The sequence below is a fragment of the Aquibacillus kalidii genome, from assembly GCF_014280935.1.
GTDB lineage: Bacteria > Bacillota > Bacilli > Bacillales > Amphibacillaceae > Aquibacillus_D > Aquibacillus_D kalidii.
Map to the genome: position 1 here is coordinate 149,107 of NZ_JACLZI010000036.1, position 19,818 is coordinate 168,924.

Genomic DNA, 19,818 nt, shown 5'->3' on the forward strand with positions numbered 1-19,818 from the left:
TCACTTATCTCCTACAGCATTTGTATATGCTTCGTGCCAATCCGGAAATTTTTTTCTAAGAGAGACTGGTCTAAAATTGTCTTTTTTCACGATAACATGTTTAGTTGAACCAGCAACTGCAACATTACCTTCTTCATCCATAATTTGATAGCCATAAGTAGTTCTTAGACCATCATACTCTTCAATCCAGGTTTCTACATATGCATCTTGTCCATAACGTATCGGTTGTTTGAAATACATATGTGCGTCAACTACCGGTGATACAACGCCGTCCTTTTCCATATCATGATAATTAAATCCTAGTGATTCAATAAAGGCAGTTCTTCCTATTTCAAACCAAACTAAATAATTTGCATGATAGACTACACCCATTTGATCCGTTTCTTGATACCTTACTTTTATAGAAGTTTTCACTTTTTTCACGACTTTTTCCCCCTTACTGTTGACCAAGCGTGTTCAAAATCTTTTCTGCCCAATTTTTGTAATGATTGAATAGATTCGAGATCTTCCTCTTGAACCATTCTTAACGCTTGGTACTGTATCGCTTCATCAATTAGGTTGATCACAGATCTTGCATTTCCACCAACACTATGTTCACTGAATTTCTCTTGTAAAAAGTTTAGTGCTTCTTCGTCCATTTCATATTGATAATTATTCACGTGGAACTTAGTTATACTAATTAATTCCTCTTGATTATAATCTTCAAAATGAAAATATTTTTTAAATCTCGACTCTAAACCAGGGTTACTTGAAATAAATTGTTCCATTTCATTTTGGTAACCAGCCAGTATAACTACTAAATTTTCGTTATGTTTTGTCATCTCATCAACAAGCGTATCGATCGCTTCTTTACCAAAATCTTTTTCCCCACGATAAAGGGAATAGGCTTCATCAATAAATAGAACTCCACCAAGCGCTTCTCTAACCTTTTGCTTTGTTTTCATTGCAGTTTGTCCAACAAAACCAGCTACAAGATCACTTCTCGAGGCAAGCACAAAGTGTCCTCTTTTTAACAAGCCACATTCTTTTAATATTTGTGAGTAGATTTTGGCAATAGTAGTCTTACCTGTTCCTGGATTCCCGGAAAAAATGGCATGTAATTGAACTGGAACACCCGGAAGCCCTTTTTGTTTTCTTTTTTGTTGGATGCGCACGAACGATGATAACTTTTTAACTTCCTGTTTAACTTGGTTTAACCCAACTAGTTGGTCTAATTGCTTCATTGGTTGTTCATCAGTTGATGTATTGTCCATAATATCCAAATCACTACTGTCAATACGCATATGTTCTATCCAATCTTCCTTCATTGAAATATGCTTAGATGCACCTTTTTTAAAAATTGCTTTTAGTACCAAATCTCTAACAGTTCGTGCATTACCAAAAGTTTCGTCTACACGTGATTTATCGATTATCCCCTTAAATCGATTTAAAGCTTCTTCTGTAAAAAAATAATCATTTTGTAATGCAGTATCTTCTGCAATTTTCAGTAACTCATCCATCTCAAAGTTAGGTAAATCAATGGAATTCTGCTCTGGGAATCGACTTCTTAAACCTGGGTTTGACCAGAGAAACTGTCTCATCTCTTCTGGGTAACCTGCTAAAATAACAGCAAAACGGTTAGAATACTCCTTACTCGTCATGCTAGATACTAATGTATCTATCACTGCCTGACCATAATCGTTACCGCTCTGACCTTCTCTTTTTAAACTATAAGCTTCATCAATAAACAAAATTCCACCTTGTGATTCCTTGACGTAATTTATTGTGTTTTCTTCACTTTGGCCTACGTAAGACCCTACAAGATGGGAACGGTTTACCTCTGTTACATTGCTTGTTTCAAGTAAGCCCAATTCAAAATAGATTTCGGCTAGCAACCGCGCTATTGTTGTTTTTCCTGTTCCAGGATTACCTGTTATAATCATATGCAAGCCAGGTTCATCAACCATCTGAAAGCCTAACTTCTTTCTTTGCTTCTGATACTTTAGGTAATGGTAGTAATTTTGAATATACGTTTTAACTTCTTTTAAACCTACCATAACGTTAAGCTTCTCAAGTGGGTCTTCTTGACGGTTATTAGTAAAGATAGTTGGAAACTGCTGATGAAATTTTTCCTTGAGTGTGTTAATTCGTCTAACACTGTCATTTATTTGCTTTACCGGTGTTCCGGACCTTTTATTCTCCAATCCCTCAATAGATTCCAATACTAGATCTTGTAAATGATAAAATTCTTCTAGAATTTGATTATATAGCGCACTTAATTGGTTATTAGTATTTTCTTTTACATAGTGATTTGTTTCTAGAAATGTTTCCACTATTTCTAATAATTCATTTAATTTTTTTAGTTTAGCCGGTTCAAAGTCAGTTTCACGAATGGACCAAGCTCCCAAACTAGATTGCTCTAATGTTGAATAAAAATTGAAGAATTGCTTCAAATTCATAATTTCCTGCGACATAGTGTTACCGTCACTATTATTTGCTTGTTTTAATAGTATTTTAGTAATATCATCATCATTATAATTACGACGTAGCCTATAAAATGCTAACATACTATATAATACGGAAACTACCTCTTCAGATATATGTAATGACTCATTTTTATAATTGTCAATCGACCTTAACACCTCAACCTCAGACAAAGGCGGCAAAGATTCAATGGATGTCCAATTCTTAATTTGTTGTTCTAACTCTTTCTCATGCAACACAATCTTCCCCTTTCACCCCTTTAGTTTATCATATTCCCTATGATTCCGTTATAAATAGGCTTATGTACATAAAACCCCTCTCAGCTTAGAACTAAGAGGGGTTTGTTACTAACGTTGATCGTGATATTCGTCTTTTATTTCCTCACGCATAGCCTGAATGGATTCTTCACGGCGAGCGTTTTTGTTCTTAATCTGCTCTTTTTCTTCCCCTGAGGCATATCGCATTGTATCATGTGCAGCCTCGATATTTTCAATCGTATCTTGCACCATGTTTTGTAACTTCTCTACGTTATCTGAACGATCATCTGGATTTGGCTTTGAATGATGTTTACTCATAAAGTTACCCCCCTACTATCCTTTTTGTTGTATTAGATCTGGTTGTTCGTTTGTTTTTGAAGACATCTGTTTACCTTTGTTCCCATCAGCCGCATGCGATTGAAGACCAAGGTGTTCCGGACGAAAATGTTTTGTATCCTTTTTTGGATTTCCCATTTTACAATCCCCTTTCTTTTTGATGTCCATACTATTATCTGTTTTCAAGTACTGCAATATTCACCACTATATATGGAAAAAGTACATCTACCATATATACCAAGGTGTTCACAGTCTTTCAAGCACAAAAGCGCAGAGCGCCGGTTAGTGACGTACGAACTGGACTGAAACGTAGGAGATAAAGGCAAAACGTGAACGAAGTAATTTCGGAAATTCGACTAAGCGTCGAATTGTTATCATACGGAGGCGAGGGAAGTCTCGCTAGTCGCTGGCGCTCGGAGTTGGACGAGGCTGATTTTGCAAGTTATCCACATTCGGCAGATTATATAATATCCTAAAAAATAAAAAAAGAATCGGCCTTTTCTCGACCAATCCCTCTTTCGTGTTATTTTATGCATCATTACTTAATGTACTATTTAAGCGCTGTTCAATTCTTTCATCGATTTTTTCAAGAATGGATTCACTTTCCAAAATTTCATTTCTATTCTCATTTAGCAATTGCTCAAAGGTTCTTTTCTTTTTTTTAGACATGGAAATCCTCTCCTTAATATTCATTATTTAAAGGATTACCATTTTTCAGAAAAATTATAACTATTTACCTACTTTAGTTTCTCCATCATCTCTATCATGTAGTCCACTGTCATTGGGCCAGTTAATTTGTCCCTTATTACCCCTTCACTATCAATGAAATAAGTAACTGGGATTGTGTAGATCATATACTCATTAGAGACAGCACCATCTTTGTCTAACAATACATTAAAAGTATAGTTCCCTTTTTCGATAAACGCGGGAACGTCACTTGGTTTATATTCATTACCTGTCGAATTAATGGCTAAAATTTCTACTTCATCACCATATTGTTCATGGAAGGTTTGCATGTCTGGCATTTCCTTTTTGCATGGTGGACACCATGTTGTCCAGAAGTTCAAAAAAACCTTTTTCCCTTTATAATCTGATAGTGATACTCTCTCACCTTCTAGTGTCTCTAAGGTGAAATTTGGAGCTGTACTTCCAGATTCTAGAGCAGAATTATTGTTAGGAGAAACAATAGCTGTCCCCTCAATAGGATTATCAAATGTTAGCTTCTCTGAATTTATATCATCAGCAAAGACAAGGTTAAACAGAACGATACCAATGAGACTTAAAATAAGTACCAACCCTATAATCTTTTTAGTCAAAAATAACACTTCCTTTTTCTAATACTCCATGTAGACAATTCTAGTATATGGAGTATCTCCCTTAAATAGTAAGGTTTTTAAAATAAAATGTAAAGAAAAAGACAGCCACAAGGCTGTCTTTTTCTCAATTATACTGTTTCTAATTTATTACGAAGCACCATTTGTAGTATCCCACCATGACGGTAGTAATCAATTTCAACATCACTATCGAAACGAGCAATTACTTCAAATTCAGTTTTCTTTCCTTCTGCATCTGTTGCAGTTACTTTTACTAAATCATGAGGTTTTACTTCTTCACCGATTTTTACGTCAAATGATTCTTTTCCAGTTAAGCCTAGAGATTCAGCACTGTCTCCATCCTGGAATTGTAGCGGAAGTACACCCATCATAACAAGGTTAGAACGGTGAATTCTTTCAAAACTTTCGGCAATAACTGTTTTAATACCTAGAAGGTTCGTACCCTTAGCAGCCCAGTCACGTGAACTACCCATACCATAATCTTTACCGGCTAGAACAATCAAACCTGTTCCATTTTCTTGATATTTCATTGCTGCATCATAAATTGGCATTACTTCTTCCGTAGGCCAGTATGTTGTATAACCACCTTCTGTCCCTGGAGCCAATTGGTTTTTAATTCGAATATTTGCAAAAGTACCTCTCATCATTACTTCATGATTACCACGTCGAGAGCCATATGAATTAAAGTTTCTTGGAGATACATTCTTCTCTTGCAGATATGTACCTGCAGGCATATCTTTCGCAATCGCTCCAGCCGGAGAGATGTGATCTGTTGTAACAGAATCTCCAAACTTTCCTATTGCACTTAAATTTGATAAATCTTCTACTTTGCCAGCTTCTTTTGAAAGTCCTTCAAAGAATGGTGGGTTTTGAATGTAAGTAGATTCTTGATCCCATTTATATAACGGTTCATCCGTTGTTTGAATTTCATTCCACTTTTCATTTGATTTAAATACTTCTTCATATTCTTTACGGAAGATTTCTGGTGTTACTACATTTTTAACTTGTTCACGAATCTCATCCATTGTAGGCCATATATCATTGAAGTAAACAGGTTTACCATCTTTATCCTCACCGATAGGCTCTGAATGAAGATCGACGTCAACTGTTCCTGCAAGTGCATAAGCAACAACTAGCGGTGGAGAAGCAAGATAATTAGCTTTCACCAATGGGTGGATCCTTCCTTCAAAATTACGGTTTCCTGAAAGAACAGACGACACTGTTAAGTCATTTTTAGCAATCGCCTCTTCAATTTCATCAGATAGAGGACCTGAGTTACCGATACATGTTGTACAACCATACCCAACAAGATTAAAACCTAAATCATTTAGATATGGCATTAAGCCCGAATCCTCTAAATATCTTGTTACAACTTTGGAACCAGGTGCCAATGAAGTCTTAACATACGCTGGAACCTCTAGTCCTTTTTCTACTGCCTTTTTAGCTAATAGACCTGCACCCAACATTACGTATGGATTGGATGTATTAGTACAAGATGTTATCGCAGCTATAGCAACCGCACCTGTTTTCATCACAGATGTTTTACCACTTGGGTGCTCCACTTTAACCTCTTTATCAAATTCCTTCTTATCTAAACCAAAACCTTGATTTCCTGCTGGTGCCGTAATAGCTTCATTAAAGGATTTTTTCATTCCAGACAGTGGAATAAGATCCTGTGGACGCTTAGGACCAGAAAGATTCGGCTCTAATTCAGAAAGGTCAATTTCAACTAACTCTGTAAATTCAGGATCTGGTTGCTCAGGTGAATACCAGAGATTGTTTTCTTTACAATACTTTTCAACAATAGAAATATGCTCTTCAGTTCGACCTGTAAGGCGTAAATAGTTTAATGCCTCTTGATCAACTGGGAAAAATCCACAAGTTGCACCGTATTCAGGCGCCATATTGGAAATAGTAGCGCGATCAGCTAAAGGCATATCTTTTAGACCAGGACCAAAGTATTCTACAAATTTTCCTACCACTTTTTTCTCACGAAGAACTTGCGTCACTTTAAGTGCAAGATCAGTTGCTGTAGTTCCATTAGGGAAACTTCCTGTAAATTTCACACCAATAACATCTGGTGCCGGGAAATAAGAAGGTTGACCAAGCATACCAGCTTCTGCTTCAATACCACCAACACCCCAACCTAGTACACCTAACCCGTTGATCATAGTTGTGTGGGAATCGGTACCGACTAGTGTATCAGGGAATGCGTCAAATTCACCTTGTTCATTCTCAACTGCATGAACAACATTTGCAATATACTCAAGGTTAACCTGGTGAACAATACCAGTTGCAGGTGGAACAGCTCGATAATTATCAAATGCTTTTTGTGCCCAACTTAAAAATTCGTAACGTTCTGCATTTCTTTCAAATTCTAATTCCATGTTTGCTCGTAACGCATCGTTTGTACCATATTTATCAACTTGAACCGAGTGGTCAATTACAAGGTCAACTGGAACTTCTGGATTTATTTTGTCAGGTGAACCACCCATATCAACCATCGCCTTACGTAAAGACGCTAGGTCAACCACTGCTGGAACACCAGTGAAATCTTGAAGAATAACGCGAGATGGTTTAAATGGCACATCTGTACCCTTTGATTTCCCCCAGTTAGCTAGTCCTTCGACATGTTCTTCTTTAATAACATGTCCATCGTATTGACGAATAAGTGATTCTAGTAACACACGAATAGAAAATGGAAGACGTGATATTTTACCTAATCCGGCATCTTCTAGTGCTTTCAAATGGTAGTAGTTGTATTTCTTACCATTTAGTTCAAATTGCTTATGCGCGCTGTAGACATCATTTTTTGCCATAATTTATGTTACCCCCTTTAGTTATTTAAGATCGTAATCCGATCTCTCCTCTTCCCCTAAGTATCACTTTCCTTTTATATTATGCACGTATATATTTTAAATGAAATCGGTTTATAAGTAAAATAATTAGCCAGAAAAATTAAGCATATTAGGATAACCATTTCTTATATTTTTGTATAAGTAATGGTTATCCTTAAGCAATTTTTATTTTAAATGGTTTTGAATTTGCTCTAGTATTGCCTTATAATCTTCTAGTCGTTCTATTGAATGCTTACTTGCTCTTCGTAAGGCATTATCAACTTGTTCCGTTGTAGCGTTAATTTCATTGTTCAAGTGGGAAAGTTCTTCTCCATGTTCACTTATATTGGCCGTGTTTACAATCTCCATATTGTTAAAATTGTTAGTCATTAAAGTATCCTCCTTTCTTTCATAGTTTGTACTTTGACAGTTTGACCATTCATTCGGAATAAAAAGACTTCTGTGACACAATATATGAAGGATAGGAGGGATTATTTAATGGCAGATAATAAACAGAAAAAACAACCAAATGAACCATTAAGCGGATCAAAAAAAGTGAAGAATAGAAACCACAGTAGACAGAAAAAAGGCGCTTCTCACGATATGTAAATAAAGAGGAAGCATTCTCCTATAAACGGTAGGAGAATGCTTCCTTAAATTTCAGGAGATATAGGTAATTTTATTGTGAATGTACTTCCTTTTTCTTTATTTTGAAATATATCAAGTGTACCTTGGTGATTCTCTATAATCTTATTTGAAATCATCAGGCCTAGCCCAGTTCCATTTTTTTTCGTTGTAAAGAATGGTTCTTTCAATTTATGTAAAATATGTTCCGGAATCCCTGGACCTTCGTCAATAATAGAGATCGAACATGTAGTTGTTGAGTAAGATACCTCTACTGTTATAGTTCCACCATCCAGCATTTCTTCTACTGCATTTTTTATTAAATTAATTAGTACTTGTTTAATTTGTGTACGGTCACAATAAACCTCTGTATCCACATTATCCATTTCAACACGAATATTAATATTATGTAGGTTAGCTTGTGATTGTAACAAAGTAACCACATCTCGTAACATTTTTGATACATTCTCATATTTCCGTTCATCAGTCATTGGTTTTGAGATAAACAATAGTTCTGAAGTAATCGTGTCGATTTTATCAATTTCATCTACCATTATTTTATAATACTCTTCCTTTCTATCTATTCCAGCTTGTAATAACTGGACAAAACCCTTTAAGGAAGTAAGTGGATTTCGTATCTCATGCGCTACTCCTGCTGCTAGTTGACCAGCAACTGACATTTTTTCTGAACGTATAAGCATTTCTTCTGCTTCTTTTTTATCTGTAATATCCTTTGATAAACTAATATATACAGGAACATCAGATTGTAAAAAATCTTTTGAGATAACAGTTTCTACCCAAACATATTTACCAAAACAGTCTCTAAGATTAATATTAAATTTCTGTGGTAAATTTGTATTACCTATATTCTTTTGTAGTATCTTTTGTTGATCATCAATAGGAAGGTAATTCAGTGCTTTTTTGCCTACTAATTCACATGGTTCATACCCTAGCAGTTTGTTTACAGAATGGGAAACAAACATTATTTCACCGTACATATCACAAATGATGATGAGATCATAGCTATGTTGCTCAATCCAGTTAATAAGCTTTTTGGGTAAGGACGCTAGCGAGTACACATCATCAGCTTTAGATGGTAGGTTTTCATTATTTACATTGAACTCTAGTCCACTATTGCCTTTACTGTAGTCAGACGACACACCTATCTCCCTCCTTTTTATTCTATTTTCAAATTTTCACAATAAGAAATATCCATCTGGTACATTTTCTATTTCTGATGTTATAATGAAATGAAATAAATTATTTTTATTATGTATATTCAAATTTTGTAAGATTATTATGGAAAAGTAGAAAAAATGGAGAAAAATTAAGAAATAAGTAATTTATAGTAATATTACTATAAATTAGAAGAAAATAAAACTTTTCTATTATAATAAAGGTTAATTTGAAAGAATAGGTGGTTACATGTCATTTGGTTTTTCATTATTCATTGTTGCATGGACTTTTATTCTCGTAGGACTTCTTGCGATAGGCGGCTTTTTCATGTTTAGAAAGTTTCTTAAGAAGTTACCGAAAGAGGACGGAAAGTCGAACCTCGACTGGGAAGAATATTACTTTGAGAAAACAAAACATATGTGGAAAACAGAAGATAAAGTTCTATTAGAGGAATTGGTAGCTCCTGTCCCTGAGTTATTTAGAGATGTTGCCAGACAAAAAATCGCTAGTAAAATTGGGGAATTAGCCCTACAAAAAAGGAAGTCTAAAATTAATCAAGATATACTTATTGAGGGATACATACTAGCTACTCCAAAACGAGATCATAAGTTCCTAATTAAAAAGTTAAATGAAAAAGAAATAGATATAACCCCTTATTTATCCCTTTTCGATAAATAAGGGGTTATATCTATAGTCGCTTTTGAAGTTTCTTGAACTTATATAGCATAGATAAACGCCACGTGACAATCATCCCAAAAGCTAAGAGGAAGAACATTCCACTTGTCTCCCCAACAGCAACCGATTGGCCAATGATCCACTTTAAAATTATCCTAACTAGTAACAACCCGAACAAAATTATCACGAAAAATTTAGAAGGTATAAGGTAAATCTCACCATCACGAATCTCAAATTTAGTCGTCAAGGTTAGGAGAATGGAGAACACCATCCCAACAAAAATTGCTTCCACCACTTCTCTCCAACCTATTTGAAATATTGGGAAAATGAACATAAGTGCACCTGTACTCATAAAAAGTGGTGGTAAGATGATCTTCATGACGCTTGCTGGTTTTCTTGAGGCTTTTAATCTGACAAATATCATGGCTATAGCCATCATCATACCAACAACTGTACTAGCTATGGCCCAAAACATATGATCAACTCTTTCTGACTTCTAGTTAATAGAAACGAATACACGATTATCTAACTGGTTATTGATCATTAGCAATTGTCAATATAATGGTAAGTGAAACACCTACAACTGTTAAATAAACCCCAAGGTCAAAAAGGAGTGCTGTTGCTAACTCTTTTTCACCTAAAATCGGGAGATCAAAATAACCAAAAGTTTGGTTCAGAAATGGTTCTCCTATGAAAACAGATCCTATACTCGTTAGTAATGCAATCGTTAGTCCTATTGGAATTAGTAATTGGTAATTAATAGGAAGGATTTTACTTACAGCCTTTAATCCATAAGCCATATACATCAACAAGATTGCAGCAGAGGTCATTAATCCCCCTATAAAACCACCACCTGGAGCACTATGGCCAGCCAAAAACAGGTAGATGGAAAATCCAAACAAGATAAAAGCGATTAATGTAGTAGTTGTTCTTAAAATTAAGTCATTTTCTTTAATCACAATTAAAAACTCCTTTTTTCTGTACTCATCATATTATATACTTTAACCATTTTCCATTTAAAATCCACTGAAATTAAAATATCCTGCAAGAAATGAGGTCAGTTTTGTCATCAAATCAAAGAACAAGAATATTCCCATAAATATCATAACATATCCACCAACTTTTACTAGTCGTGGACCGTTTTTCTTGATCCATTTCATTTTCCCTATAAAAAAAGACAATATTAAAAACGGTATAGAAAATCCTAATGAATATGCTCCCATCATTACCAAGCCAGTGTCCGTATCTGCAGCAGCCATCGAAATAACCGCCATTAAAATCGGTCCTGTGCAGGGTGTCCAACCTAATGAAAATGCCATACCGATAATAAAGGAACCAAAATAACCCGACGGCCGATTTTTAAAGACTACTTTTTGATCTTTCATCAAAAATTCAAAATTAAAAACACCTACAATAACTAGCCCAAAAAAGACAATTAGTATAGCTCCTATTTGCCTGATTATGTCTTGCCAGCTTGTTAAAAATTGGCCAATAAATGTCATATTAAATCCTAAAATGATAAATACCGAAGAAAAACCTATCAAAAATAAAACTGTATGTAAAATGCTTTTGGTATTAAACATTCCATTATCTTCTTTTAATTCGCTGACACTCATTCCTGTTATATAAGATAGAAATGCAGGATATAAAGGCAGCACACAAGGAGAAATAAAGGATAGAAATCCAGCTCCAAATGCCACAAAAATATTAAGTTCCGTCATTCATTTTCCCTCACTTTCTTTTTTAGAAAGTCAATAAAATTATAAATCCCTTGTCACCTATATGGCGCAAGGGATTTATAAGAAGAAAACATCCTTCTGAAGATTACTAATGCCCTCTGAAAGATAATTTCTGAACCAATCAGAGTAAGATTCTGTCCATCTCAAGCCTGAAGTTAGCACTCCATTTATGGTCATTCTAGATAAACAGAAGCTGCGATATGTAAACAACTAACTACAAGAGGTTGTCCCTATACACATTCTACTTAATCTGATTGTTCATCGCACGCATCATTTGATTAATTTTCTTTTGAGAAGGCTTTTGCCCCATCTGCATCATCATAGTGCGTAACATTTGTTCATTAATTGGTGGGTTCTTTTTCAAGTAATTCATCATGTACCTTCTCGCAATGAAAAATCCTAAAGCGACACCAGCAATTAAGGCTACTATAATAAGAACTATTCCTAGCCATAATTCCATGATATTTCCTCCTTCATGTTGTCTCTCATACAGTATAGTAAATCATACAAAATAATACAATAGTAGTGTTTAAAGAAGTGCTTCTTTCTTTACAGGTGTAATCCATCCTGAATTGGTGGAGCCGTTCTCCACAATGAAGAAACTAGGATCAAACATCTTTAAGGCACCAAATAGTAAAAAATCAGCTTCTTGAACAGAAGTACATTTAATTATCATCGATCTCTCTTTTAAATATAAGGTAACTTTATTATTGTTCTTTATTAAATCTATTTTTCTTCCATTTACTTTAAGCTCTATTTGATTACCGTGAAAGCGCTGGATGTGGGTAACCAAGTTACTATAAGGAATAGATTTCGTAATAAAATCAAACTGAGATTGTAGGTCGTTCCTTGAATTATTATTCATATACTCATTCAAAAATCGAAAAAGAATTTCGGACTTATAAAAATAATGATAACAGAACTCTTGCTCAATCCAAAAAATTGTATATTTCTGCATATGCTTGTCCCTCCTACTTTGACAAACATTATACCTAAATATACCTAAGTTTGTTGTCATAACCTGAAAAAAATAATCGCTAGTTTTGTCTAATTAAATTGGTCATAATACTCATTTGATAAAATTAATTAAAAAGATAACCTCTGGCTACTTAAGCCAAAGGTTATCCTCACTAACTTAGTTAAACAAAGATTCTACTTGTTTCACAACGTTCTCTACTGTAAATCCATACTCAGCCATCACTTTATCACCATCAGCTGAAGCTCCAAATGTATCAATCGCAAGAATTTTACCTTCATCACCAGTATAACGATCCCAACCTAATGAAGCACCCATTTCAATTCCTAAGCGTTTTTTAACTGCTTTTGGTAATACGGATTCTTTATAGGCTGCATCTTGTTGGTTAAAACGATCCCATGAAGGCATACTTACAACACTAACATCATGTCCTTTAGCTTTTAATTCAGCTTGTGCTTTAACAGCTAATTGAACTTCTGAACCTGTTGCAATTAACAATGCATCTGGATTTTCTTTAGATGCTGGGCTCACTACATAAGCACCTTTTTTAACACCTTCATAAGCATTTTCTGCAGTTCCTTCTAATGTAGGAAGGTTTTGTCTAGTTAGCACTAGTGCAGTTGGAGTCTTAGTTGACTCTAGTGCAAGGCGCCATGCCGCTTGTGTTTCGTTTCCATCAGCTGGACGAATAACTGATAGGTTAGGCATTGCTCTAAATGCTGCTAATTGCTCAACTGGTTCATGAGTTGGACCATCTTCTCCAACTGCAATAGAATCGTGAGTTAACACATAAGTTACTGGTAGATTTTGAATAGCAGATAAACGAACTGCTGGACGTAAATAGTCACTAAATACGAAGAATGTTCCACCAAAAACTTTAAGTCCACCATGTAACGCCATACCATTTAATGCTGCTGCCATAGCAAATTCACGAACACCGAACCAAATATTTCTTCCACTATAATCATTTCGAGAGAAATCTCCAGCGTCTTTCATATTTGTTTTGTTCGATCCAGCTAAATCAGCACTTCCACCAAAGAATGAAGGAACAGTTTTTGCGATAGCATTTAGGACTTCACCTGATGAAGCTCTCGTAGCCAAGGATTTACCAGTCTCGTACACTGGAAGATCCTTGTCCCAACCTTCAGGTAATTCACCCTTAATAGCTTGTGCCAATTCTTTCGCCAATTCAGGGTGCGCTGCTTTGTATTCTTCAAACAATGCATTCCACTCTGCTTCTGTCTTTTGTCCACGTTCTACTATTTTGGTATTAAAATCTTGGTACACTTCATCCGGAACATGGAAATCATCATGTTCCCACTCATAAAATTCTTTCGTCAATTTAATTTCATCTGTCCCTAACGGTGCTCCATGGGAAGCCGCAGATGCAGATTTATTAGGTGATCCATAACCGATAATCGTTCTTACTTCGATTAATGTTGGTTGATCTGTATTAGCTTTTGCTTCTTCAATCGCTTTTGCGATCGCTTTAGTGTCATTACCGTCCTCAACTCGTAATACCTGCCAACCATATGCATTAAATCTTCCTGCTACATCTTCAGAGAATGATTTATTTAATTCTCCATCTAAAGAAATATCATTGGAATCGTAGAGTGCAATTAATTTTCCTAACTTTAAGTGTCCAGCAAGTGACGCAGATTCATGTGAAATTCCTTCCATTAAGTCCCCATCACTAACTAATGCAAATGTGTAATGATCCACTACTGAAAAATTCTCTTTGTTATATTTAGCAGCTAAATGTTTTTCAGCCATTGCCATTCCTACTGACATTGCAACACCCTGTCCCAGTGGACCAGTTGTAGCTTCTACACCATCTGTATGATGTACTTCCGGATGACCAGGAGTTTTAGAATCCCATTGACGGAAACCCTTTAGGTCATCAATAGTAACGTTGTAACCAGAAAGATGCAATAAACTGTAAAGTAGCATCGAACCATGTCCCGCTGATAAGACAAAGCGGTCACGATTAAACCATTTTGAGTTTTTCGGATTGTGATCCATAAAATCAGTCCATAGTGTGTAAGCCATAGGTGCTGCACCCATTGGTAAGCCAGGGTGTCCAGAATTAGCATTTTCAATTGCGTCTATAGACAATGTTCTTATTGTATTAATAGACAAGTTTTCTGTATTTTTAGACATGAATTAGTCCCCTTTCCCAATCATAAAATATGTACGTACATTTATTATCCTATAATGAAATGGAATAATAAACAAGTCCTACCATGTGAATAACGGCAAATAAATGTCAATTATCCTTAATTTGTTACAAATAACGAAAAGATCCATTAACTAGTGTAGATTTCTGTTACTATTATTTTTTAATCGCTTTACTTTCTCAGGAGTTACGTCATCTCCATTTGGATCTACAACCTTCATGCTCTTAAATTGATTTTTGAAAGAAGAACGGACATTCTTTAAGTATTCTTCCCTAAGTTTCTTTTGCTCTATTTTTTCTTCGTCAGATAACCCTTCGTTTTTCGACTTTCTGGCTAGGGTATTAATTCGCTCTATTTTATCCTTGGAAAGCATAATTATTCTCCTTTTATTGTTTTTGTCTTTTATCATCAATGAACAGGAATTTAAAAATTAAAAAGACAAGTATCTTTTTAAAAGATGCTTGTCTTTCTATTCTATCTTAATATTTTCATTTATTTCAAGTAATACATGTTCCTTGTATCTTCGATGGACGGTTGCTTTAGAAACTGGGTAGCCTAATCCTTTTAATGTTGCACTTATTTCTGAAAATGTAAGGTTATTCTTTCTTAATCTGATAACCTCCTCGATTGGAAATTCCACCCTATCCCTACCTGATGCTTTATGTTTATTTTTGAGATTTTTACTTGGATTAAAACCATTTTCAATCGCTTTTTTCATCCCCCGCTTAATCTTCGCATTATGTATTCTCCGCTGGTATTCTTCGACTATACTTACGATCTGAAGAACCATAGAATCAGAATCTGATAGCTGTAACTCCCCTTTTAAAGATAAAGAGAAAATGGTTACCTTTAATTTAGTTAAATGATGTAATAGCGCTATTTTAGTATTTCCTCTTCCCAGTCGTGTTTCGTCCTGGATTAGAAGAGTACTTGCTTGATTTCTTGCGAAAAGGTCAAGCATTTTAAAAATTCCTTCTCGTTCTATTTCGTACCCACTGGCTCTTTCTTCTATTATTTCGATCACTTCAAAATTCTGACTACGCGCAACCTCCAATAATTCAGTCTTTTGTCTCAGGAGAGACGTAGTTTGTTCTTCCTTGTTAGTACTAACCCTGCAGTAAATAATAGCTCTCATAGATCATAAAACTCCTTCACATGTTTATTAACTAATCACCATAGAGACGTAAAGGAATCCTAGTGTTAAACCAAATAAAACTAAGTAGAACCAATCAACTTTTGATAGATTTTGAAACATTAATAAACCTCTCCTTTATTTAAAATAGAATGTATGTTCGTCTACTTGTATAATAATAGCGAACGTAGGTTCTTGTCAACTGTTTTTTCGAACGGGTGTTTGTATATGTTTGGTAATCATGGTATAATATCCATAATAAATAATATGTACGAGGTGTTCTTTCTATGACAAAACTATCAAAACGACAGGAAGCAATCTTGCAATATATTAAAGAACAAGTTCTCGATAAGGGGTATCCACCCTCTGTTAGGGAGATTGGAGAAGCGGTTGGTCTAGCATCGAGCTCTACTGTTCATGGTCATTTATCTCGACTTGAGAAGAAAGGATATATTAGAAGAGATCCAACCAAACCACGTGCAATTGAAATTCTTGAACTCGAGGATGAAGCAAGCATTCCAAAAATGGAAGCAAACTTTGCACCTGTTATAGGTAAAGTTACAGCTGGTATTCCTATTACTGCAGTTGAAAATATCGAAGAATATGTGCCTCTTCCTAGCAATATAGCAAATCCTAACGATACGATCTTTGTATTAATTATCGAAGGGGAAAGTATGATAGAAGCGGGGATACTCAATGGGGATATGGTCATTGTCAGACAGCAACATTCTGCACAAAATGGTGAGATAGTTGTTGCCATGACAGAAGAAGGGGAAGCTACTGTAAAAAGGTTCTTCAAAGAGAAAGACCATATAAGATTACAACCAGAGAACGCCACGATGGCTCCTCTCCTGTATCCTAATGTTTCTATTCTAGGTAAAGTAGTAGGCTTATATCGAGATATACATTAATATTATATTAGAAACATAAAACTACATTACAATTACGTATTGTAGTTTTATGTTTTTTTAAATATTATTAATAAGATCCCAACTCAAGATACTAATGTTATGATATCCATACTTAAGTAAGTGATTATGTATAATCTCAACTTCTTCCTTAGGAACAATAATAGCTTCTACATTCCCAGTCTCAAAATGAAAGTCCTCTAAACAGCGCCATTCTCTCTCTCCATAAAAGCTATGGTCGTAATCTTTAGCAAAGCTTGTAATTTTTATAAAATTAACTAACGGATTTTCTTTATGTAGTCCTACTACCTCCCAAACCTTTTTCGAGTCCATAACTGTTGATTTGCTAGTATTCAGCTGATCATAGTATGGGTCTAAATATAACACTGGATGAAAGTGCTGATGAATTTCCTTTGATGCAAAACCAATCGCATAATCACCATAGTATTTTCTGTGATAAATCAAATCATTTAAGGGTATATCGCACACACAACAAAACTTTTTCGTTTCAACCTTCTCAGAAACTAGCTCTGTACTTGTCGCCTTTAATGTTTTTTGAGAAATAATAGTCTTAAGGTTTTCCATCGCTTTTAATGGATCTCTCAAATCATAATTTCTTTTAACATCTTTCAGGCTCTTATACCCATGCCAAACCACATCCCTACCTTTGGTAGAAGGCCCTCCAGTAAAATGCCAATAAATATTAGAGTAAAATCTCGGCTTGCTCAATATTTTCCCCCATTTCAGCTTCCAAGTAGAAAAACATAGTCATATTATGGACTAATTTTATTTCTCTATATACTACCTTTTTTATTGTACATCTACTTTTTCATCATTCTCTTTAAGTAATTTTAAAGACCAGCCTGTAAATCAGTGATTAATATATTCTCCCGTAAAGATAGGAGCATTCTTCCTATATCACTCTATTTAATACTTTTGATTGAATAGTAAAATAGGCTAACAAAAAGTTAGCCATACACTCACTTCGTCACACACACGCTGTAATACTATTAGAAGCTGAAGCAGATATGAAATACACTTCAAGAAAGTTTGGGGTACAGTAGTATTCAAATATCATCATGTGTCTATTCTGACGTTTCTCCAAAAAGAGAAAGAAACAACTGATCAGATTTGAAGATTACATGAAAAGAATATTAAAGAAATGATATATTTTAGGGGCATATAAGGGGGCGACTACCCTTAATACAATTTCGTCAATTAACTTTCCTTTAAACAAAAAACCCCTCAACACTAAGAGTGCCAAGGGGTTATTACTATTAATAAGTTTGTAGGTACTGATTCTTGGTTCACGTACCAACCTCTCGTAAAAGAGATTAAAGACCAAGGGCTTAATGTCATTGGCATGGTGAAGAACTTGAAGCAGCGTTACTTTGTGAATGGCCAACGTGTGAGCTTAAAGGAGCTCTACTGTTTAGCGAAACCAACAGATGAAAAGAAAGATATTCTTCGTTTGATTCATACGGAACAAGCTAATGGCGTTCCTATTAAAGTTGTCTTTGTTCGCAATCGTAATAAAAAAGAGTGAGTGGTTAGCCATTTTAAGCACAGACTGTACGCTCAGTGACCAAGAAATCATCCGTATTTATGGGATGCGATGGGACATTGAAGTCTTTTTTAAAACAACAAAGTCTCTTTTGAAGCTCCAAAAAGAGTTCCAAAGTCGTTCTTATGACAGTCTAATTAGTCATACAACGATCGTATTCGCAAGATATATTGTTCTCTCATGGCAAAACCGTTGTAGTACGGACCAGCAAACACTAGGTGGTATGTTTTATGAGCTATGTGATGAAATCAATGACCTTGATTGGGCTGTAGCACTACGGCAATTAATCGAACTTCTTGAAAATGCCTTGAAAAAGAGTAACAAACAAGTACAAAAACTAATCAAAAGTCAACTACAACAATGGATCGCAGGCTTACCCAGCTATATCAAGGCATATCTACCAATTTCAGTCTGCGAAAGTTGAGTAATTTAAATAAAATAATTAATTACAATTGTTCATATATTTATTTCTGAGTCGTCTAATTAAAAATCTCTACAACATTTCTCGAGTAAACGTATTGTTGCTGTATTTCATATCTATTTAGTAATAGCAGCTGTAAAAACAGTTGTAGTATTGTAACTTAGAGTAAACTACTCCACAGCAGCGTCATTCGTTACTTTTGAATCCTCAAGCATCCACTTCATTAACTCTTTCCTATCAATCAACCTAACATGATTCGATACTGCTAATTTTCTTGCAGGCTCGGTATAAAAACTATTGGTAATTACCCAGCACTCATCCGCATTATAATGACTTTTAGCCGAAGCAACTTCTTGTACAGATTTTATTCCAACCTTGTTCTTGTATCGTTTTGCTTGCACGATTATCTTCTTTTTTTCTTTTGTTGTTAAAATGAGGTCAGCACCATAATCACCCGTTGCTGTTGTCAGAGTAACGCTGTATCCTCTTAATTTAAGTAATACACGGAGATATTCCTCGAAAACCCTACCCTTCATTTTATCAACATCTAGCATTCCGGATTTTCTAAGCCTGTTTTCTTTAATGCTTTCAATAACGTATGTAATTACCAGTGAACTAACAATGATTACAATTAAGGAAATAGTAAACTTAGGTTCTGCTGATAACATATTCCAAAGTAACTCAATACCCATTTTCAGCCCATCAAAGAATCCCATTTATTTTCCACCCTCCTTTATTACTATACACAATTCGACACCAACTAAAGAAATCCTTCAAAAAATTTACAAATAATAGGTATATTGTTACATCACCTTAATTAATGGAGATGACTTTATTCCCATTTGTCATTTCCTGTATATACTTTTATCCGATGAGACAGATTTTATTAAAAGGAAGGAAGTATATCAATTAGATGAAAATAACATTATTGACACTTACGATGGACTAATTGTTAGGCGTTAACCGACAATGAAGAAATGATTATAGACGAACAAAACAATCCAAAAATATTTATAATTTTAACAATCGAGAATCTGGATATTAATATAGAGGATGATCAAATAGTGGATTTTTTTGTAAGTGTATGTGACGCTGATTAGTTGGTATTAATTTTTATGGAAAAATTTAACTAAAATGGAACCTCTTTGAGCATTCTTACGTCTTATTATTGAAAGGGGATGAAGGCTTGCCGGCAGCAT

Annotated in this window: 22 protein-coding genes and 1 pseudogene; 4 read left to right on the forward strand and 19 right to left on the reverse strand. The window is 34.9% G+C overall.

The features are described from left to right. The 8 genes from H7K77_RS08395 to H7K77_RS08430 form a co-directional block, all read right to left on the reverse strand. Positions 1–423, reverse strand: coding sequence for an acyl-CoA thioesterase (locus H7K77_RS08395; RefSeq protein ID WP_186577359.1), 423 nt, complete (start codon positions 421–423; stop codon positions 1–3). Further along, positions 420–2,702, reverse strand: coding sequence for an AAA family ATPase (locus H7K77_RS08400; protein ID WP_407926424.1), 2,283 nt, complete (start codon positions 2,700–2,702; stop codon positions 420–422). Before H7K77_RS08400 ends, H7K77_RS08395 begins: the two co-directional genes overlap by 4 nt. Positions 2,703–2,810: 108 nt before the next feature. Beyond that, the gene (gene tlp, locus H7K77_RS08405; protein ID WP_186577360.1) at positions 2,811–3,038 is read right to left on the reverse strand and encodes a small acid-soluble spore protein Tlp; all 228 of its coding nucleotides are present in this window, start codon (positions 3,036–3,038) and stop codon (positions 2,811–2,813) included. A 15-nt stretch (positions 3,039–3,053) separates the two neighbouring features. Next, the gene (locus tag H7K77_RS08410) at positions 3,054–3,194 is read right to left on the reverse strand and encodes an acid-soluble spore protein N (RefSeq protein ID WP_186577361.1); all 141 of its coding nucleotides are present in this window, start codon (positions 3,192–3,194) and stop codon (positions 3,054–3,056) included. Between the two features lie 390 nt (positions 3,195–3,584). Continuing rightward, positions 3,585–3,725 carry an FbpB family small basic protein gene (locus tag H7K77_RS08415; protein ID WP_186577362.1) on the reverse strand — a complete coding sequence of 47 codons (141 nt, stop codon included), beginning with the start codon at positions 3,723–3,725 and terminating at the stop codon, positions 3,585–3,587. Between the two features lie 68 nt (positions 3,726–3,793). Next, positions 3,794–4,372, reverse strand: a complete 579-nt coding sequence (locus H7K77_RS08420; protein ID WP_186577363.1) for a TlpA family protein disulfide reductase — start codon at positions 4,370–4,372, stop codon at positions 3,794–3,796. Between the two features lie 128 nt (positions 4,373–4,500). After that, a complete protein-coding gene (acnA, locus tag H7K77_RS08425; protein WP_186577364.1) occupies positions 4,501–7,209 on the reverse strand; it encodes an aconitate hydratase AcnA in 2,709 nt (902 codons plus the stop codon). A 204-nt stretch (positions 7,210–7,413) separates the two neighbouring features. After that, positions 7,414–7,617, reverse strand: coding sequence for a hypothetical protein (locus tag H7K77_RS08430; RefSeq protein WP_186577365.1), 204 nt, complete (start codon positions 7,615–7,617; stop codon positions 7,414–7,416). A 108-nt stretch (positions 7,618–7,725) separates the two neighbouring features. Here H7K77_RS08430 and H7K77_RS08435 point away from each other — a divergent pair, with 108 nt between their 5' ends. Continuing rightward, positions 7,726–7,836 (forward strand): small acid-soluble spore protein P, encoded by a 111-nt coding sequence (locus tag H7K77_RS08435; RefSeq protein ID WP_186577366.1) that lies wholly within the window; start codon positions 7,726–7,728, stop codon positions 7,834–7,836. A gap of 44 nt (positions 7,837–7,880) precedes the next feature. Here the strand turns inward: H7K77_RS08435 and H7K77_RS21710 are convergent, their stop codons facing one another. Beyond that, complete coding sequence (locus H7K77_RS21710) at positions 7,881–9,011, reverse strand: ATP-binding protein (RefSeq protein WP_186577367.1); 1,131 nt, start codon at positions 9,009–9,011, stop codon at positions 7,881–7,883. Positions 9,012–9,276: 265 nt separating this feature from the next. On the opposite strand from H7K77_RS21710, the gene H7K77_RS08445 reads away from it, so the two are divergent. Continuing rightward, positions 9,277–9,705, forward strand: a complete 429-nt coding sequence (locus tag H7K77_RS08445) for a DUF2621 family protein (RefSeq protein WP_186577368.1) — start codon at positions 9,277–9,279, stop codon at positions 9,703–9,705. A 10-nt stretch (positions 9,706–9,715) separates the two neighbouring features. Here the strand turns inward: H7K77_RS08445 and H7K77_RS08450 are convergent, their stop codons facing one another. The 8 genes from H7K77_RS08450 to H7K77_RS08485 form a co-directional block, all read right to left on the reverse strand. Beyond that, the gene (locus H7K77_RS08450; RefSeq protein ID WP_186577369.1) at positions 9,716–10,177 is read right to left on the reverse strand and encodes a CcdC family protein; all 462 of its coding nucleotides are present in this window, start codon (positions 10,175–10,177) and stop codon (positions 9,716–9,718) included. A 58-nt stretch (positions 10,178–10,235) separates the two neighbouring features. Next, the gene (locus H7K77_RS08455) at positions 10,236–10,661 is read right to left on the reverse strand and encodes a Na(+)/H(+) antiporter subunit B (RefSeq protein WP_186577370.1); all 426 of its coding nucleotides are present in this window, start codon (positions 10,659–10,661) and stop codon (positions 10,236–10,238) included. A 57-nt stretch (positions 10,662–10,718) separates the two neighbouring features. Further along, positions 10,719–11,423 carry a cytochrome c biogenesis CcdA family protein gene (locus H7K77_RS08460; RefSeq protein WP_186577371.1) on the reverse strand — a complete coding sequence of 235 codons (705 nt, stop codon included), beginning with the start codon at positions 11,421–11,423 and terminating at the stop codon, positions 10,719–10,721. Positions 11,424–11,682: 259 nt separating this feature from the next. Next, the gene (locus tag H7K77_RS08465; protein ID WP_186577372.1) at positions 11,683–11,901 is read right to left on the reverse strand and encodes a YneF family protein; all 219 of its coding nucleotides are present in this window, start codon (positions 11,899–11,901) and stop codon (positions 11,683–11,685) included. Positions 11,902–11,970: 69 nt separating this feature from the next. After that, positions 11,971–12,399: a sporulation inhibitor of replication protein SirA gene (sirA, locus tag H7K77_RS08470; RefSeq protein ID WP_186577373.1), complete on the reverse strand. Its 429-nt coding sequence runs from the start codon at positions 12,397–12,399 to the stop codon at positions 11,971–11,973. 177 nt (positions 12,400–12,576) lie between these two features. Continuing rightward, positions 12,577–14,577: a transketolase gene (gene tkt / locus H7K77_RS08475; protein WP_186577374.1), complete on the reverse strand. Its 2,001-nt coding sequence runs from the start codon at positions 14,575–14,577 to the stop codon at positions 12,577–12,579. Between the two features lie 150 nt (positions 14,578–14,727). Next, complete coding sequence (locus H7K77_RS08480; protein ID WP_186577375.1) at positions 14,728–14,967, reverse strand: DUF896 domain-containing protein; 240 nt, start codon at positions 14,965–14,967, stop codon at positions 14,728–14,730. A gap of 96 nt (positions 14,968–15,063) precedes the next feature. Next, positions 15,064–15,729 (reverse strand): YneB family resolvase-like protein, encoded by a 666-nt coding sequence (locus tag H7K77_RS08485; RefSeq protein ID WP_186577376.1) that lies wholly within the window; start codon positions 15,727–15,729, stop codon positions 15,064–15,066. A gap of 284 nt (positions 15,730–16,013) precedes the next feature. On the opposite strand from H7K77_RS08485, the gene lexA reads away from it, so the two are divergent. After that, positions 16,014–16,637: a transcriptional repressor LexA gene (lexA, locus tag H7K77_RS08490; RefSeq protein WP_186577377.1), complete on the forward strand. Its 624-nt coding sequence runs from the start codon at positions 16,014–16,016 to the stop codon at positions 16,635–16,637. Between the two features lie 57 nt (positions 16,638–16,694). Here lexA and H7K77_RS08495 read toward each other — a convergent pair whose 3' ends face one another. Further along, positions 16,695–17,363 carry an abortive infection system antitoxin AbiGi family protein gene (locus tag H7K77_RS08495; RefSeq protein ID WP_186577378.1) on the reverse strand — a complete coding sequence of 223 codons (669 nt, stop codon included), beginning with the start codon at positions 17,361–17,363 and terminating at the stop codon, positions 16,695–16,697. A 556-nt stretch (positions 17,364–17,919) separates the two neighbouring features. On the opposite strand from H7K77_RS08495, the pseudogene H7K77_RS08500 reads away from it, so the two are divergent. Continuing rightward, a pseudogene (locus H7K77_RS08500) lies at positions 17,920–18,622 on the forward strand (IS4 family transposase); the annotation flags it as partial. Positions 18,623–18,789: 167 nt separating this feature from the next. On the opposite strand, the gene H7K77_RS08505 reads toward H7K77_RS08500, so the two are convergent. Beyond that, positions 18,790–19,335 (reverse strand): restriction endonuclease, encoded by a 546-nt coding sequence (locus tag H7K77_RS08505; RefSeq protein WP_235988882.1) that lies wholly within the window; start codon positions 19,333–19,335, stop codon positions 18,790–18,792. Between the last annotated feature and the right edge of the window lie 483 nt (positions 19,336–19,818).